Origin of the sequence: Mesorhizobium sp. NPDC059025 (genome assembly GCF_042739655.1) — a bacterium.
Classification (GTDB): domain Bacteria; phylum Pseudomonadota; class Alphaproteobacteria; order Rhizobiales; family Rhizobiaceae; genus Mesorhizobium.
The window spans coordinates 121,123-136,358 of record NZ_JBHYIM010000003.1; the positions used below are offsets into that span (position 1 = coordinate 121,123).

Genomic DNA, 15,236 nt, shown 5'->3' on the forward strand with positions numbered 1-15,236 from the left:
CATGAGCGCGCTCAACGCAGTCATCGATTTCCTGAACACGATCTTCTGGGGCTATGTGCTGATCTATGGCCTGATCGCGGTCGGCATCTATTTCACGCTGCGGCTCCGCTTCATCCAGATCAGGCATTTTCCGGAACTGTTCCGCTCGGTGATGCGGGTACCGCAGAACGACACCAGCGGCATCACGCCGTTCCAGGCGTTGTGCACCAGCCTGGCCTCGCGCGTCGGCACCGGCAATCTCGCCGGCGTCGCCGTCGCGCTCTATCTCGGCGGACCGGGCGCGCTGTTCTGGATGTGGGTGGTGGCAGCCGTCGGCATGGCCACCGCCTATTCGGAAAGCGCGCTCGCCCAGCTCTACAAGATCACCGACCATAACGGCCAATATCGGGGCGGACCTGCCTTCTACATCTCGAAGGGGCTGAACGCGCCCTGGGCGGGCGTGCTCTTCTCCATCTGCCTGATCGTCGTCTTCGGTCTGGTCTTCAATGCCGTGCAGGCGAACTCGATCGCCGATGCCATGCAGGGCGCTTTCGGCGTCGACAAGCTGTGGGTCGGCTTCGCGCTGGCGGCGCTGACGGCGGTGGTGATTTTCGGCGGCATCCGCCAGATCGCGCAGGTGGCCGAGTACGTCGTGCCGTTCATGGCGATCGCCTATCTCGGCATGGCGCTCTATGTGGTGCTTGCCAACATCACGGCAGTGCCCGGCGTGCTGGCGCTGATCGTCAAGAGCGCGTTCGGCATCGAGCAGGCGGCCGGCGGCGTCGCCGGCGCCATGCTGAACGGGGTCAAGCGCGGGCTTTTCTCCAACGAGGCCGGCATGGGCTCGGCGCCCAACATCGCCGCCGTGGCGACGCCGTCGCCGCATCATCCGGCCAGCCAGGGTTTCGTGCAGGCGCTGGGCGTGTTCATCGACACACTGCTGATCTGTACCGCCACGGGCATCATGATCCTGTTGTCCGGCGTGATGACGCCAGGTTCGGAACTGACCGGAACGCCTTTGACCCAGGAGGCGATGGTCGCCCATATCGGCGAGGCCGGGCGCTATTTCATCGCCATCGCGATTTTCTTCTTCGCCTTCACGTCCATCATCGGCAATTACGCCTATTCGGAAAATGCCTTGGTGTTCCTGAAGGTTGACAACAAGGGTACGTTGAGCGCGCTGCGTGTCGGCGTGCTGTTGATGGTGGTCTGGGGCGCCTACACCTCGGTGGCGGTGGTGTTCAATGCGGCCGATGCCACCATGGGCCTGATGGCCTCCGTCAATCTCGTCGCGATCATGCTGCTGTCCGGCACGGTCGCGAAGCTGACCAAAGACTATTTCGACCAGAAGAAGACCGGCGTGCCAAGCTTCGATCCGGACGCCTATCCGGAGCTGAAGGGCAAGATCGAATATTCGATCTGGAAGGGTTAAAACCGGAGCGTTTCGGTCTTTTTCGCAAAGGCGAAAACGCATCCGGTTTTCTGGAGTTGCCGCGCCGCGGCGACGGAGAGAGGATCTTTGGCGCCATAAGCAATTGCTTTGGCTAGCGCGGCGAGCTGCCACGCTTGCCTGCCGCCATCGTCCGCTTATCCTGCGACAAGCACAGGAGAAGGCGATGGACTGGAAACTGCCGAGACAGGGTGCGTGCCGTTGCGGGCGCGTGAGGATCGAAGTGCGCGCGGCACCTCTGGTGACCATGGCCTGCCACTGCACCGGCTGCCAGAAGATGAGCTCTTCCGCCTATTCGCTCTCGGCCGCCGTCCCGGCCGAAGGCTTTGCGGTGACCGAAGGTGAGCCGGTGATCGGCGGACTGCATGGCGCCGAAGCCCATCACTATTTCTGCCCGCACTGCATGACGTGGATGTTCACCAGGGCCGAAGGCATGGACTGGTTCGTCAATGTACGCCCGACCCTGCTGGAAGGGGCCGGCGACTTCGCGCCCTATATCGAGACATGGATCGGCGAAAAGCTGTCTTTCGCCGAAACCGGCGCCGTGAAGAGCTATGAGGCTTTGCCGCCGATGGAGGATTATGAGGGGCTGATGGCGGAGTTCAGGGCGTGGAGGTGAAGGGCGACGCGCTAGTGGCTCGCTCGAGCGCCCCAACGACCGCTCCTCTCAAGTCCTCAAAAATACTCCTGCAGCGGCCTGACTTCCAGCGAGCCCGCGCGTAGCGCCGCGATCGCCTCGGCCACCGCGCCCATGCCGGCGAGCGTGGTGTAATAAGGCACCTTCTGCATCAGCGTGGCGCGGCGCAGCGACTTGGAGTCCGACACCGCCTTCTGGCCGTCGGTGGTGTTGAAGACGATCTGCACCTGGCGGTTGCGGATGGCGTCCTCGATGTGCGGGCGGCCTTCCAGCACCTTGTTGATCTTCTCGGCCTCGACGCCGTTTTCCTTGAGGTAGCGGGCGGTGCCGGAGGTGGCGAGCACCTTGAAGCCCTGGCCGGCCAGGCGCTTCACCGCCGGCAGCGCGCCGGCCTTGTCCTCGTCGCGCACCGAAATGAACAGCGTGCCCGAGCGTGGCAGGTCGACGCCGGCGCCAAGCTGGCTCTTGGCGAAGGCCATGGCGAAGTCGCGGTCGAGGCCCATGACCTCGCCGGTCGACTTCATTTCCGGTCCGAGCAGGATGTCGACGCCGGGGAAGCGGGAGAAGGGGAACACGGCTTCCTTAACCGCGACATGGCCGGGCCGGCGCGGGTCCGGCTTGTCGCCGTAATGGGCAAAGGCGCCGTCGAGGTTTTCGCCGGACATGATGCGTGCCGCGATCTTGGCGATCGGCTTGCCGACGGTCTTGGCGACGAACGGCACGGTACGCGAGGCGCGCGGGTTGACTTCCAGCACGTAGATGACGCCATCCTTGATGGCGTATTGCACGTTCATCAGGCCGCCGACATTGAGCGCCCTGGCCAGCGCCGACGTCTGCCGCTCCAACTCGTCGACCAGTTCGGTCGGCAGCGAATAGACCGGCAGCGAGCAGGCCGAGTCGCCCGAATGGATGCCGGCCTCCTCGATGTGCTCCATGATGCCGGAGACGAAGGTTGCCTTGCCGTCGCAGAGACAGTCGACGTCGACCTCGATCGCGCCCGACAGATAGGTGTCGAACAGAAGCGGGTTCTTGCCGAGCAGCGTGTTGATCTGGCCGGTCTTGTCGTTGGGGTACTTCTGCTTGATGTCCTCGGGCACGAGACCCGGCACCGTGTCGAGCAGGTAGGTCTGCAGCATGCCTTCGTCGTGGATGATCTGCATGGCGCGGCCGCCGAGCACATAGGACGGGCGCACGACCAGCGGAAAACCGAGCTCGCCGGCGACGGTGCGGGCCTGCTCGACCGAATAGGCGATGCCGTTCTTCGGCTGCTTCAGGTCGAGCTTGTGCAAGAGCTTCTGGAAGCGGTCGCGGTCCTCGGCAAGGTCGATGGCGTCGGGCGAGGTGCCGAGGATCGGGATGCCGGCGCGTTCCAGCGCGTCCGCCAGCTTCAGCGGGGTCTGGCCGCCGAACTGCACGATGACGCCGTGCAAGGTGCCGGCCGCCTTTTCGGCGCGCAGGATCTCCAGCACGTCTTCGGCGGTCAGCGGCTCGAAATAGAGACGGTCGGAGGTGTCGTAGTCGGTCGAGACCGTCTCCGGGTTGCAGTTGATCATGATCGATTCATAACCTGCCTCGCGCAGCGCATAGGCGGCGTGCACGCAGCAATAGTCGAACTCGATGCCCTGGCCGATGCGGTTGGGGCCGCCGCCGAGGATGACGACCTTCCTGGCTGACGAAACCTTGGCCTCGTCGGCGAGGCTGCCTGCGAAAGGCGTCTCGTAGGTTGAATACATATAGGCCGTCGGCGAGGCGAATTCGGCGGCACAGGTGTCGATGCGCTTGTAGACCGGATGCACGCCGAGTGCCGTGCGGCGCTTGGCGACCGCATCGCCGTCCTGGCCGGTCAGCGATGCCAGGCGGGCGTCGGAAAAGCCCATCGACTTCAGCATGCGCAGGTTGGCGGCGTCCTGCGGCAAGCCATGCTCGCGCACGCGCGCTTCCATGGCGATGATGGCGCCGATCTGCTCGAGAAACCACGGGTCGATCTTGGAGATGGCATGCACTTCCTCCAGCGAGGTGCCCATGCGGATCGCCTGCGCCACCATGCGCAGCCGGTCCGGCGTCGGCGTGCCGAGCGCCGCACGGATGGCGTTCTTGTCGTCGGCGCCGCCATTGCCGCCGAGGCCGGGGATCTCGATCTCGTCGAGGCCGGTGAGGCCGGTTTCCAGGCCGCGCAGCGCCTTCTGCAGCGATTCCTGGAAGGTGCGGCCGATGGCCATCACTTCGCCGACCGATTTCATGGCGGTGGTCAGCACCGGCGAGGCGCCGGGGAATTTCTCGAAGGCGAAGCGCGGGATCTTGGTGACGACATAGTCGATCGACGGCTCGAACGAAGCCGGAGTGGCGCCGCCTGTGATGTCGTTCTCCAGCTCGTCCAGCGTATACCCGACGGCCAGCTTGGCGGCGATCTTGGCGATCGGGAAGCCGGTCGCCTTGGAGGCGAGCGCCGAGGAGCGCGAGACGCGCGGGTTCATCTCGATGACGACGAGGCGGCCATCGGCCGGGTTGACGGCGAACTGCACGTTGGAGCCACCGGTTTCGACGCCGATCTCGCGCAGCACCGCGATCGAGGCGTTGCGCATGATCTGATATTCCTTGTCGGTCAAGGTCAGCGCCGGGGCGACGGTGATGGAGTCACCGGTGTGCACGCCCATCGGGTCGATGTTCTCGATCGAGCAGACGATGATGCAGTTGTCGGCGCGGTCGCGCACGACTTCCATCTCGTACTCCTTCCAGCCAAGCACCGATTCCTCGATCAGCACTTCGGTGGTCGGGGAGGCGTCGAGGCCGGAGCCGACGATCTCGAAGAACTCGGTGCGGTTGTAGGCAATGCCGCCGCCGGTGCCGCCCATGGTGAAGGACGGACGGATGATGGCCGGCAGGCCGACATGGTCGAGCGCCTGGGCGGCGATCGCCATGGCGTGGTTGATGTAGCGCTGCTTGCGGTCGCCTTCGCCGAGGTTCCACTGGGTTTCGAGCGCATCGAGCGCGGCGTCGAGATTGTCGGCACCTGAGGCCTTCAGCGCAGCGCGCTCGGCCTCATGCTTCTTGCGATCCTCGTCCTTGACGGCCGACGCATTGGCCAGCATCGAGCGCGGCGTCTCCAGGCCGATCTTGGCCATGGCCTCGCGGAACAGCGAACGGTCCTCGGCCTTGTCGATGGCATGCGCATCCGCGCCGATCATTTCGACATTGTAGCGCTCGAGCACGCCCATGCGGCGCAGCGAAAGGGCCGTGTTCAGCGCGGTCTGGCCGCCCATGGTCGGCAGCAGCGCGTCCGGCCGCTCCTTGGCGATGATCTTGGCCACCACTTCCGGCGTGATCGGTTCGATGTAGGTGGCGTCCGCCAGCTCCGGATCGGTCATGATCGTGGCCGGGTTGGAGTTGACCAGGATGACGCGGTAGCCTTCCTGCCTGAGCGCCTTGCACGCCTGGGTGCCGGAGTAGTCGAACTCGCAGGCCTGGCCGATGACGATGGGGCCGGCACCGATGATCAGGATGGACTTGATGTCGGTGCGTCTTGGCATGGGTTCGGTCCGTTCATTCTAGCCTGCGCGGAAGACCCGGGGCGGGGGATTCTCCGTTTCGCATGACGATGCGTCGCAGAGGCCCGGCCAGGGTGCGCAGGATGGATTCTTGTATCAGGCTAGGCGGGCCTTATAGGGGAGAGTTTTCGCCGATGTAACCCCGAAAATGCACGATACCGTTGCCGTTTTGCCGCGCCGATCCGCTTGTTTGCTGGATGGCCACAAAACGCCGGCCTTTGGTGCCGTTTGCAGGAGGTGTCGCACCACACCTCGATGGCAGGCATGTGTCAGCATGTGAGCCCAAGTTTACTCCACGCCCCATTGGCCTGTGTTAGGGTCGATGCAACGAGGAGGCCCATGTCATGCGCGTGTCCGTCATCGTCACCATTCCGGCCAAGGCGTTCGTGCGGGAGAGCAGCCAGCTAGCTTTCTCCAGGGAACGCTACGACCCGATCGCTGCCCCGACCAGGAAGGGCGGGTTGCTGGTCGATCCCGGCTTTCCACCGCTGCCGATCGCGGCGCGCACGCCGGGCAAGGTGCGGCTGGCGGCCTCGCATATCGAGAAGGCGCCGGTCTTTGCCGTGCGCGGCACGATCGAGGCCAACCGCATCGACGATGTGCGCAGCTCCGGCCGCGGCGTGCAGATCTTCGCCGACCCGCAGATCGGCATGTTCAAGGACCCTTATTGCGGCGTGGATGCCGTCGGCACGCGTGAAGACGTCGCCCGGCTGCTCAGGCTCGACAAGCTCAAGGACAAGGGGCTGCAGGGCAAGGATGTCGCGCTCGCCATCATGGACACCGGCATCAACATCAGGCACCTGAAGGCGCAGGGACTGGCGCCGAAGCTCGACAGGAAGACCTCCTGGGCACCGTCCAACATCAGGAACACGCCCGGCGACTATGCGGTCGACCACGGCACGATGTGTGCCTATGACGCGCTGATCGCGGCACCTGCCTGCAGCCTGCTCGATTTCCCGATCCTGCAGTCGGAGACGCCGGGTGGCAGCGTCATGGCCGGTTTCCTGAGCGATGCGCTGCTGGCCTTCTCCTACCTGCACCAGCAGTTCACCGGTCCGGACTGGAAATACAAGGCGCTGGTCATCAACAACAGCTGGGGCATGTATCATCCGAGCTGGGATTTCCCGCCCGGCCATCCCGGCCGCTACGCCGACAATCCGAACCACCCGTTCAACATCATGGTCGGCACGATCGCGCGGGCAGGTGCCGACGTGCTGTTCGCCGCAGGCAACTGCGGCGCCGATTGCCCGAGTGGCCGCTGCCAGGGCGTAACGCGCCACTCGATCAGCGGCGCCAACGCGCATCCCGACGTGCTCACCCTTGCCGCCTGCGACATCGATGGCACGCGCCTCGGCTATTCCAGCCAGGGGCCGGCCATTCCCGGCATGGCGCGCGAAAAACCCGATCTCACGAGCTACAGCCATTTCCTGGGTTCGCAGGCCTTCGGCGAAGGCTCGCCCGATACCGGCACGTCGACGGCGAGCCCGGTCGCGGCGGGCTGCGTCGCGGCGATCCGCAGCGGCCTGTCGCGTGGCAAAGTCTCGCCGCGCGACCTATTTGACCGTATAAAGGCAGAGGCGCGGAAGCAGCCCTGGCCGAAGTCCGGGTGGAACAACGATTACGGTGCCGGGATCATCGATCCATTGCCGGTGGCCGAGCATTTCGGGCTGTAGGCCGGCGCCGGTGCGTGATCCGCGAACCCAATGGTCTGCAAGGCATAATTGCAGGCTCTTCGGGCGAAGATCGGCCGGCAGACGAGAGATGAAGACGGAATGTCCCGTGACATGGTGCTCATGACCATTGCCTGTCCCGAAGGCGAGCCCGGTCTCGACCGGGCCGCCGAACTGCTCGGCGTGCCTGCCGCCGAGATGGACAAGGGGTTCGGCGTGGTCGTGCTCGATCCGCAAAAGGGGCTCTATGCCGTGCAGGTCCACGAAACCGCCATCAGGGAACGCCCGACCGCTGACACCGGCAACCAGGCGGTGAAGGGTCCGTTTTCCAACCCGCGCATCGCGCCGTTCGGCCCGACGCGGAAGTAGGCAGGTTTGCTATCTTGCGAACATCGTTGTCCTTGTGCCGAGACGGTATGACTGGCCGGGCGGAGCCTTACTTCTTGTTGCTGCTTTTCAACCCCTCCAGCTCCTGTTTTGCCTCGCTGAAGTGCGGCATCAGGCGCAGCGCCTTCTTCAGGTCCGCCCTCGCTTTGGCAGTCTCGCCCTTCTGCTTGTAGGCCACACCGCGACGATAGAAGACCTCGGGATCCGTGGACCGCAGCTTCTCCGCCTCGTTGTAGTCGGCGATCGCTTCGGCGAGACGTCCCTTCGTGGCGTATATCGCGCCGCGGTTGACGTGGGCCTTGAACTGTTTCGGATTGAGGTCGATGGCTTTGTCCAGGTCGGCGATCGCCTTGTCGGACTGCCCGAGCAGAAACAGCACCGTTCCGCGGGAATTGTAGATGTCGGCATCGCCGGGATCGAGGAAGATCGCTTTGTCCATGTCGGCCAGAGCGCGGTCGAACTGCTTGAGCGCCGCATAGATGGCGCCGCGACCGCCGAAGGCCATGGCGATACTCGGATCGATCTCGATCGCCTTGTCGAAGTCGGCGATGGCGGCCTCGGAGTGACCGGAAAAAGCGTAGGCGTTGCCCCGCGCGACATAGATGATCGCGTGACCCTTCACCCGCTGGCCGCCGATCCGTTCGATAGCCTGGTTGAAATCGGCGATGGCTTCATCCTGACGGTTGAGCTGTGCGTAGGCCTTGCCGCGGGTGAAAAGGGCCTGGATGTTTGCCGGGTCGAGAGCCACTGCCTTGCTGAGATCGGCTACAGCCTTGTCGGGCTGATTCACCCGGAACCAGGCGTCGCCCCTTCCTTCATAGAAGACAGCGTTGTTCGGGGCGAGCTTTATGGCCTTGTCGTAGTCCGGGAAGGCGCGGCCGAATTGCCCTTGCCGCGCAAAGGCCATGGCGCGGTTGCCGATCGCGTCTGCATCGTTGGGGTTGGCCTGCAGCGCCTTGTCGAGGTCAGCGAAGGCAAGTTCGTATCTGTTCATCCGCGTATAGGCAGCTCCGCGACCGCTGTAGGCACGGACGTAGCCAAGTTCGATCGAACGGCTGTAGTCCGCGACCGCCTTGTCGAGCTCGTCCATGCGCAGATAGGCGGTGGCACGATTGTTGTAACTCTGGGCGTGTTGCGGCAGCAGCCGGATCACCTCGTCGAGATCGGTGATCGCCTTCTTGTTGTCACCCTTGCTGAACCAGATCGAAGCGCGTCTTTGATGAGCAACGACATCGTTGGGGTCGAGGCGGAGACGCATGTTCTCCTGTTCGAGCTGACTGTCGAGGTCAGCCTGCTGCGCAAGGGCAGAGGATGCGAAGAGTGCCAGCGCCAGAAGCGCCAGACCTGGCCATCTCATTGTCGCGATCTCCCATCGATCGGCGAACGCTCGTCCCGCATCCATCAGCAGGCACGGAGAGGCTCGTGAAATCAAGCCGAAAGCGATCCTGACGATGACCTAGTACATCGCGCAAACGCAGCGCTTCCAATGGAAACGCTGCGTTTTGGGAGGATGCCCGAGCGGATTGCCGGCCTGGAGGCAAGGCAGTCCGACTTCAACCCAGGTTCCTGCGGCGCTCCAACTCGGCCTCGGACGGCTCACCCAGCGAAAAATCGCCCGTCTTGACGTCGCCGTCCGGCACGTAGTTGGCCACGATCACGCCGCTCGGATAGGACTTCGCTTTCACCAGCTTCAGGCCGGATGGAGCGACGCTGTCGCCGAACAGTCTCTTGCCCTTGCCAAGCAGGACCGGGAAGGTCAGGACGCTGAGCTCGTCGACCAGGCCATGCTTCCACAAGGTCTGCAGGAAATCGCCGGAGCCTTGCACCAGAAGGTCGGGGCCGTCTTCGGCCTTGAGTTTCCTCAGCGCCGCGACGACATCGGAACCGAGCAACTGGCTTCTCTGCCAGGCAAGCTTTGGCGTCGAGCGCGAGGCGACATATTTGGTGATGCTGTTGAAGCTGTCGGCGATCGCCTGGTCCGGGCCGTCCTTCATGAAAGGCCAGTGCGCGGCGAAGATGTCGTAGGTCTTGCGGCCGAGCAAAAGATCATACGGCCGGCCGAAGATTTCACCCAGCGCCGCTCCCAGCTCCTCGTCGAAATGCGAGGCGACCCAGCCGCCGAATTTGAAGCCGCCAGTCGGGTCTTCCTGCGGGCCGCCCGGCGCCTGCATGACGCCGTCGAGGCTGACGAAGGTGGCGACGATGATCTTTCTCATGATGGTCTCCAGGATCTTTTCCTCGGCCAATTCCGAAGTCGGCCCTAGGACGGATGGGCAGATGGCGCTCCTACATGGAAGCGGAAAAAATCGCCGATGAATGATTGGAGGGCCATCCGGCCAAACGAGGCCGGACGGCGGGCTGACAGACCCTATCGATCAGCGAGCTTGACCAGCATCTTGCCCGTGTTGTCGCCGCTGAACAGGCCAAGGAATGCCTTCGGCGCATTGTCGAGGCCGTCATAGACGGTGTCGCGCGACTGAACCTTGCCGTCTTTCAGCCAGCCGATCATCGCGGCGGAGAATTCCGGATAGAGATCGTAGTGGTCGAGCACGATGAAGCCGCGCACTGACAGCCGCTTGATGATGATGGCGGACAGGTGGTGCATGGTCTCGGAAGGCTGCTCGTCGTTGTAGCCCGCGATCATGCCGCAGATGACGATGCGGGCGGAGTCCTTGGCTGCCGCGAGGGCCGCGTCCAGATGGCTGCCGCCGACATTGTCGAAATAGACGTCGATGCCTTCCGGGGCGGCCTTGCGCAGCGCGGCAGTCAGATCCTGGGTCGTCTTGTAATTGATGACTTCATCGGCGCCGAGTTGGCGGACCCAGGCGACCTTGTCGTCGCTGCCCGCGGAGGCGATGACGCGAGCGCCCTTGGCCTTGGCGATCTGGACTGCCATCGAGCCGACCGCGCCGGCCGTGGCCGAAATGAAGACGGTTTCCCCTGCCTTGAGCGCGCCGAAGCGTTCGAGGCCGACAAACGCGGTGAAACCAGGAACGCCGAGCGGTCCGAGCCAGGCCTCTGCGGGTGCGGCGGCGAGATCGACCTTGGTGGCGGTCTGGGCGTCGATCAGCGCATGGTCACGCCAGCCAGAGAAATGGCTCACCACATCACCCTTGGCGAAGCCCTCGGTCCGTGATTCCTCGACGACGCCGACGGCAGCCCCCTCGAGTGCCTCGCCGACCTGGAAAGGTGCGATGTAGCTCGGCTGATCGCGCATGCGGCCACGCATATAGGGGTCGACCGACATCCACAGTGTCCGCACAAGCAACTGGCCATCGCCGGTGGCAGGCAGGGGACGCGTGGCTGAACGGAACGTATCGAGGGTAGGGGCACCGGTGGGACGGCTGTTCAAGAGAATTTCCTGGGCTACAACAGACATCGTGTCTCTCTTATATTACCAACGGTAAGCTACCTATCGTAACTTACTGGTGGTAACATAAGTGTCCGGATATGCCGTTCAAGCAGGTCGCGAAAAGAATTCGGTGCGGAAATGAACCAGACGAAAAGGCTCGCCAAGGCAGACCGGCGCCAGCAATTGCTGGAGACGGCACGCCACGTCATCGGTAACGAAGGCACCGAGGCGCTGACGCTTGGCCATCTGGCGGAGCAGGCCGGTGTTTCCAAACCGATCGCCTACGAGCACTTCCGCACGCGCGCGGGCCTGCTGATCGCGCTGTGCGACGAGTACAATGACCGGCAGCTCGCGGCACAGGCCAGGGTACTCGACGCCGGTGGCGATTCCGTCGAAGCGGTGGCGCAGATATTCGCCTCGACCTATGTCGGCTGCGTGCTCGACATGGGGCCTGAAATGGGCGCCACCTTTGCCGCTCTTGCCGCGACGGAGGAGACGGCCGCTTTCCGCCAGGCGCTGCGTGACGGTTATGTCGAACGCTACCGCCGGGCCTTCGGCAGGCTGATCGATCTCGATTCCGCAATGGCCGGCGCGCTTTACAAAGGCCTGCTCGGAGCCGCTGAAGCCCTGGCGCAGGATGCCGCGACAGGCCGCCTGCCGCGCCAGGAGGCGGTAACGGCGCTCACGCGCATCTTCTCGACGACTCTGAAGCCGTATGAAAAAAAATCCACCTGAGCTGGTCAGGTGGACCAATCTGCCGGCATCCGCCGACTATCCCTGCTGCGGCCAATTGTGAGTTGCCCGGCGGCACCCTGGCGGGTAGCGTCGCCGCTCCCAGAAGGAGTGAGCAATGGATTATCGAACAGCGACCCCTGCCGATCTTGCCGAGATCTTTCGCAATCTCTCCCTGCGCATGGCTGACCAGTACACCGCAGCCGGGCTCAACATAGCAGACGCCAAGGACGAATTCCTGATGAGTTTGAAGGAGGGGCGGGCCCACACGTTGCTGGATAGCGGAAACCCTGTTGCGATCATCGCCTGGCGGGAAACCGGCGATGCCGCGCAGACGGCGTTCGCTGCGCATGAGAGCTTTTTCGCGCGTGGCAGCGTCCGATTCTGCAAGGCGCATATCCGGCGCATCCAGGCGCTCTGCGGCAATCTGCCGATCGATTCGTTCAGCTGGTCCGATCGCCCCGAGATCGCCAAATGGTTCCGGGTCCTCGGTTTCCGGGAAAAGGGCAAGGAGAATGGATATACCGTCTATGAACTGGACCGCGCCTGACGCTTGTCGCGATTTTTCAGGGTTGCCTTCTCACGAACTCTGATGCCGGTTCTTCATTTGTGACGACGGCAAACCAGTTCTCGCCCGTTTCTCATAGTGGAATGAAAGCCCACTTGAGGAGCACATGCAAAATGGCGAACCCGGAATTCGACCGTCCCGTGCCCATCCGCATCGATGATCCGCGCGATGTGCAGACCGCACGGGACGCCTATGAAGTCCTGATCCACTGGCAAGGCATCCCGGACCTTGATCATACCGGCGCCATCGCGGTCTGCCGCAAGGCACTGAAGGGGCAACGCACCGGCAAGGAAGCCCGGCAGGCGTTCCAGCGCTTTGCCCATAACAATCGCATCCTGGCGGACGATCCGGCGGGCAGCGCGTTGCGCCAGAGCAATTCCAGGAAAAGTGCGTAGCGGTTTTGCGCCCGGAATTGCGTAGAAACACGGAGATAGAGGTTTCCGCGTTTCCGCTGAAGCGGAAACGCTCTGGCGCGCGCCCTGGCCGCGCTGATGGTGTCAATCGCCCTGGTGCGATGGAGACACGCTCATGATCGAGTTGACGGAGAAGGAACAGCGCTTCCTCAAGCGCGTGCACAAGGTCACCCACTTCCCCTGGACGAACAAGGTGAAAGCCGTGGACGGCTACGGCAAGGCGATGCGGTTGTCGCGGGCGACATTCGAGCGGCTGCGCGATGACGGCATCCTCATCCGCTCTTCCAGCGGCCTCACCTCCAACACCTACAAACCGATCAACGCTCCCGTCACGCCGGAGGTGGAGGAAGTGCTGTCCGACGCCTGAAACGAGCCTTCGAAAGACATGGCGGGACGCAGTTCTTGGAACGGCTGTCTGCATTCGCCGTTCACCGTTCTCATAAGGGAACATGACAATGTCCGTCAAACTCTACTGGACAATCTACACGAGTTGCCTGGTGGTCGGCATGAGCCTTGCGACGGTGATGGTGGTGCCCCGGTGACCGGTTGACGGATCGCCGCGCAGCTGCAGCCGTTCGATCGATGTCTCTAGCGGGCGCGGATCAGGCGGGCTGTTCGCCGGCGGTGCTGCAGCCAGAGCAGGCCGATGTTGAGTGCAAAACCGGCAGCGAGGCCGGCAAGCCAGATGCCGGTGACGATTCGGGCGAGAGCCTGCGCGGCGTCGTTGCCGCCGTAGCGGTACTCTTGCCAGACCCAGAAACATGAGATGACAAAGGCCAGAACGGCGACAGCGAGCAAGCTGGTCAGCCAGTTCCGCATCGCCAGCGTACCGACAAACGGGATGAGAAGGATCACGGTTCCCGCTATCCAGAACATTGGTTCCATGGCCCGCCTCCGTGACCTATCCCATCCCGACCCCAGCCGGCGGTGTTTCATGCATGAACACGGTCCACGCCCCGCCAGGGCATGCTTTGTGTACAGCAAGGCCAGAAAGCCGGATGTGAACCGTTTCACCGTCGGTGCGGGGTTTTTGCCGGAAGCAGCCGACCCGACCTATCCGACCTAGCGGTCGGGGCAGGTCTCCGGCAGGCCGTTCAGACTTTGCTTCGCGGTCTGGAACGTCGCGGTGGTTTCGCCGTCCTTGCGGGTGAGCCGCACGACATAGATGCCGTCGAAATCATCGCCTTGCCATTTGGGCACGGCGTCGGGATCGCCTTCGTGGTCCTTCATCATCTTGCGCGCCAGCTTGACCAGTTGCTTATGCTCCCAGGCGACGACAACAAGCGCATTTGCATACGCCTTGTCTTCCAGCCTGTCCTTGAGCCTGGAAATGTCCTCGACGCCGATGCCGGCGTTGACAGGCAGCCCGAAGCTGACGGCCATCGGCTCGACCGTGGCAAGCGGCCGGACATAATCATAGGCTGTGCCCTTGTCTGTCTTCTGGTCTGCCGGATTGGGGGCAAAAATGGCGGCGGGAACCCCGAAACGGGCCTTGATCACGCTGGGCAGCCGCAAGGACCGGTTGAGGCCCTGGCAGTTGAGCTGGCCGAGCCCTTGCGGCGGCTTTTCGCCATGACGGATCAGGACGACGGTCTCGACGCTTTCGGCTGCGTTGGCCGCTCCCGTCGAGAGCGGGAGCAGACCTGCCAGGCCGGCGTTGACGGCCAGAACAATCAGACGAGCGACATTCGAATGCATTGTGGTTCCCGCATTACCTTGTGAAGGCTCATGGGCTACAGACGCGCCCGGTTGATGGTCGATGCCTCGCGGGCCTGCTGCAACACGTAGAAAGCAAGCAGGATCGCCGCGTCAAGCTCGAAGACTTCCTCCATCGCCGAAAGGGCATGCGAGGACGATGCCGAGATGTCGATGACTTGAGCCAATCCGATGCAGGCGACATGTGCGAAAAACAGCGTGTGGCCCGAGAGATGTTTCAGATCGCCTCGGAATCCCTTCAGCAGCTGCGTCGCGACAAAACCCGCGACTGCGATGGAGCTGGCAAGCAGCAAACCCACCAGGAGCCAGGACAGAAGCGGGCTCAGATCGCGCGCCAGGCGAAAGACGACGACGAGCAGGTCGTGGAAGCCATCCAGCTGCCCGCCACCATAGAGCGGTGGCGGCTGGGAGCCGAGCAGGCGCGAACCGAAACTGGTTTCGTCCATCAGCTCGGCGAAGCCGACCAGTCCCGCCAGCAGCAGCGGGAGCTGCATCCCCCACATTGTCAGGGAAGCGGCGGCACCGAACGCCGCCAATGCGAAGAAGACCGCGGTGGCCATTTCGACGATGCCGTCTTCCTGCAGAAGCAAGGGCCGAAGATCCGGCGCCTCGACGGCGACGAAGGCCGCCGCCACGGTCACGACGCCGACAACCAGAAACGCTCCCATCAGGAGCCCGAACCGATCCGTCCCGCTGGGAAGATCGATGTTGGCGGAGTGACCGCCCTGGAGATCTCTCGCCACAACACCTCGCTGTCGCAAAACAGTCATGGAATCGTCACGTAGGG

General features: G+C 63.5%; 15 protein-coding genes. 8 read left to right on the plus strand and 7 right to left on the minus strand.

Going from position 1 to position 15,236, the window contains the following annotated elements:
• Nucleotide 1 precedes the first annotated feature (1 nt).
• Nucleotides 2-1,411, plus strand: coding sequence for an alanine/glycine:cation symporter family protein (locus tag ACFWYE_RS08590; RefSeq protein ID WP_379110774.1), 1,410 nt, complete (start codon nucleotides 2-4; stop codon nucleotides 1,409-1,411).
• 184 nt (nucleotides 1,412-1,595) lie between these two features.
• Nucleotides 1,596-2,048 (plus strand): GFA family protein, encoded by a 453-nt coding sequence (locus ACFWYE_RS08595; RefSeq protein WP_379110776.1) that lies wholly within the window; start codon nucleotides 1,596-1,598, stop codon nucleotides 2,046-2,048.
• A gap of 56 nt (nucleotides 2,049-2,104) precedes the next feature.
• On the opposite strand, the gene carB is transcribed toward ACFWYE_RS08595, so the two are convergent.
• The gene (gene carB / locus ACFWYE_RS08600) at nucleotides 2,105-5,593 is read right to left on the minus strand and encodes a carbamoyl-phosphate synthase large subunit (RefSeq protein WP_379110778.1); all 3,489 of its coding nucleotides are present in this window, start codon (nucleotides 5,591-5,593) and stop codon (nucleotides 2,105-2,107) included.
• Between the two features lie 362 nt (nucleotides 5,594-5,955).
• Between carB and ACFWYE_RS08605 the strand changes: the two genes are divergently transcribed.
• Together ACFWYE_RS08605 and ACFWYE_RS08610 are read left to right on the plus strand one after the other, a co-directional pair.
• Entirely contained in the window at nucleotides 5,956-7,284 is a 1,329-nt protein-coding gene (locus tag ACFWYE_RS08605) for a S8 family serine peptidase (protein ID WP_379110780.1), read from the plus strand.
• Between the two features lie 99 nt (nucleotides 7,285-7,383).
• On the plus strand, nucleotides 7,384-7,650 hold the full coding sequence (locus ACFWYE_RS08610; RefSeq protein WP_379110782.1) for a hypothetical protein: 267 nt from the start codon (nucleotides 7,384-7,386) through the stop codon (nucleotides 7,648-7,650).
• A gap of 67 nt (nucleotides 7,651-7,717) precedes the next feature.
• Here the strand turns inward: ACFWYE_RS08610 and ACFWYE_RS08615 are convergent, their stop codons facing one another.
• The 3 genes from ACFWYE_RS08615 to ACFWYE_RS08625 form a co-directional block, all read right to left on the minus strand.
• Complete coding sequence (locus ACFWYE_RS08615; protein ID WP_379110784.1) at nucleotides 7,718-9,025, minus strand: tetratricopeptide repeat protein; 1,308 nt, start codon at nucleotides 9,023-9,025, stop codon at nucleotides 7,718-7,720.
• A 196-nt stretch (nucleotides 9,026-9,221) separates the two neighbouring features.
• Nucleotides 9,222-9,884: a dihydrofolate reductase family protein gene (locus ACFWYE_RS08620; RefSeq protein ID WP_379067859.1), complete on the minus strand. Its 663-nt coding sequence runs from the start codon at nucleotides 9,882-9,884 to the stop codon at nucleotides 9,222-9,224.
• Between the two features lie 152 nt (nucleotides 9,885-10,036).
• Nucleotides 10,037-11,047 carry an NADP-dependent oxidoreductase gene (locus ACFWYE_RS08625; protein ID WP_379110786.1) on the minus strand — a complete coding sequence of 337 codons (1,011 nt, stop codon included), beginning with the start codon at nucleotides 11,045-11,047 and terminating at the stop codon, nucleotides 10,037-10,039.
• Between the two features lie 111 nt (nucleotides 11,048-11,158).
• Here ACFWYE_RS08625 and ACFWYE_RS08630 point away from each other — a divergent pair, with 111 nt between their 5' ends.
• The 4 genes from ACFWYE_RS08630 (at nucleotide 11,159) to ACFWYE_RS08645 (ending at nucleotide 13,100) form a co-directional block, all read left to right on the plus strand.
• Entirely contained in the window at nucleotides 11,159-11,755 is a 597-nt protein-coding gene (locus ACFWYE_RS08630) for a TetR/AcrR family transcriptional regulator (RefSeq protein ID WP_379110788.1), read from the plus strand.
• 115 nt (nucleotides 11,756-11,870) lie between these two features.
• The gene (locus tag ACFWYE_RS08635) at nucleotides 11,871-12,302 is read left to right on the plus strand and encodes a hypothetical protein (RefSeq protein ID WP_379067868.1); all 432 of its coding nucleotides are present in this window, start codon (nucleotides 11,871-11,873) and stop codon (nucleotides 12,300-12,302) included.
• 131 nt (nucleotides 12,303-12,433) lie between these two features.
• On the plus strand, nucleotides 12,434-12,715 hold the full coding sequence (locus tag ACFWYE_RS08640; RefSeq protein WP_379067871.1) for a DUF982 domain-containing protein: 282 nt from the start codon (nucleotides 12,434-12,436) through the stop codon (nucleotides 12,713-12,715).
• Nucleotides 12,716-12,848: 133 nt separating this feature from the next.
• The gene (locus ACFWYE_RS08645) at nucleotides 12,849-13,100 is read left to right on the plus strand and encodes a hypothetical protein (protein WP_379067873.1); all 252 of its coding nucleotides are present in this window, start codon (nucleotides 12,849-12,851) and stop codon (nucleotides 13,098-13,100) included.
• 221 nt (nucleotides 13,101-13,321) lie between these two features.
• Here ACFWYE_RS08645 and ACFWYE_RS08650 read toward each other — a convergent pair whose 3' ends face one another.
• The 3 genes from ACFWYE_RS08650 to ACFWYE_RS08660 form a co-directional block, all read right to left on the minus strand.
• Entirely contained in the window at nucleotides 13,322-13,618 is a 297-nt protein-coding gene (locus ACFWYE_RS08650; RefSeq protein WP_379110790.1) for a hypothetical protein, read from the minus strand.
• Between the two features lie 177 nt (nucleotides 13,619-13,795).
• Nucleotides 13,796-14,431 (minus strand): hypothetical protein, encoded by a 636-nt coding sequence (locus ACFWYE_RS08655; protein WP_379110792.1) that lies wholly within the window; start codon nucleotides 14,429-14,431, stop codon nucleotides 13,796-13,798.
• A gap of 35 nt (nucleotides 14,432-14,466) precedes the next feature.
• Nucleotides 14,467-15,219: a hypothetical protein gene (locus ACFWYE_RS08660; RefSeq protein ID WP_379110794.1), complete on the minus strand. Its 753-nt coding sequence runs from the start codon at nucleotides 15,217-15,219 to the stop codon at nucleotides 14,467-14,469.
• Nucleotides 15,220-15,236 lie beyond the last annotated feature (17 nt).

Excerpts from the sequence above, each read along its gene's own strand:
- ACFWYE_RS08590 (WP_379110774.1), top strand. The coding sequence starts at position 2 with ATGAGCGCGCTCAACGCAGTCATCGATTTCCTGAACACGATCTTCTGG.
- ACFWYE_RS08595 (WP_379110776.1), top strand. The coding sequence starts at position 1,596 with ATGGACTGGAAACTGCCGAGACAGGGTGCGTGCCGTTGCGGGCGCGTG.
- carB (WP_379110778.1), bottom strand. The coding sequence starts at position 5,593 with ATGCCAAGACGCACCGACATCAAGTCCATCCTGATCATCGGTGCCGGC.
- ACFWYE_RS08605 (WP_379110780.1), top strand. The coding sequence starts at position 5,956 with ATGCGCGTGTCCGTCATCGTCACCATTCCGGCCAAGGCGTTCGTGCGG.
- ACFWYE_RS08610 (WP_379110782.1), top strand. The coding sequence starts at position 7,384 with ATGTCCCGTGACATGGTGCTCATGACCATTGCCTGTCCCGAAGGCGAG.
- ACFWYE_RS08615 (WP_379110784.1), bottom strand. The coding sequence starts at position 9,025 with ATGAGATGGCCAGGTCTGGCGCTTCTGGCGCTGGCACTCTTCGCATCC.
- ACFWYE_RS08620 (WP_379067859.1), bottom strand. The coding sequence starts at position 9,884 with ATGAGAAAGATCATCGTCGCCACCTTCGTCAGCCTCGACGGCGTCATG.
- ACFWYE_RS08625 (WP_379110786.1), bottom strand. The coding sequence starts at position 11,047 with ATGTCTGTTGTAGCCCAGGAAATTCTCTTGAACAGCCGTCCCACCGGT.
- ACFWYE_RS08630 (WP_379110788.1), top strand. The coding sequence starts at position 11,159 with ATGAACCAGACGAAAAGGCTCGCCAAGGCAGACCGGCGCCAGCAATTG.
- ACFWYE_RS08635 (WP_379067868.1), top strand. The coding sequence starts at position 11,871 with ATGGATTATCGAACAGCGACCCCTGCCGATCTTGCCGAGATCTTTCGC.
- ACFWYE_RS08640 (WP_379067871.1), top strand. The coding sequence starts at position 12,434 with ATGGCGAACCCGGAATTCGACCGTCCCGTGCCCATCCGCATCGATGAT.
- ACFWYE_RS08645 (WP_379067873.1), top strand. The coding sequence starts at position 12,849 with ATGATCGAGTTGACGGAGAAGGAACAGCGCTTCCTCAAGCGCGTGCAC.
- ACFWYE_RS08650 (WP_379110790.1), bottom strand. The coding sequence starts at position 13,618 with ATGGAACCAATGTTCTGGATAGCGGGAACCGTGATCCTTCTCATCCCG.
- ACFWYE_RS08655 (WP_379110792.1), bottom strand. The coding sequence starts at position 14,431 with ATGCATTCGAATGTCGCTCGTCTGATTGTTCTGGCCGTCAACGCCGGC.
- ACFWYE_RS08660 (WP_379110794.1), bottom strand. The coding sequence starts at position 15,219 with ATGACTGTTTTGCGACAGCGAGGTGTTGTGGCGAGAGATCTCCAGGGC.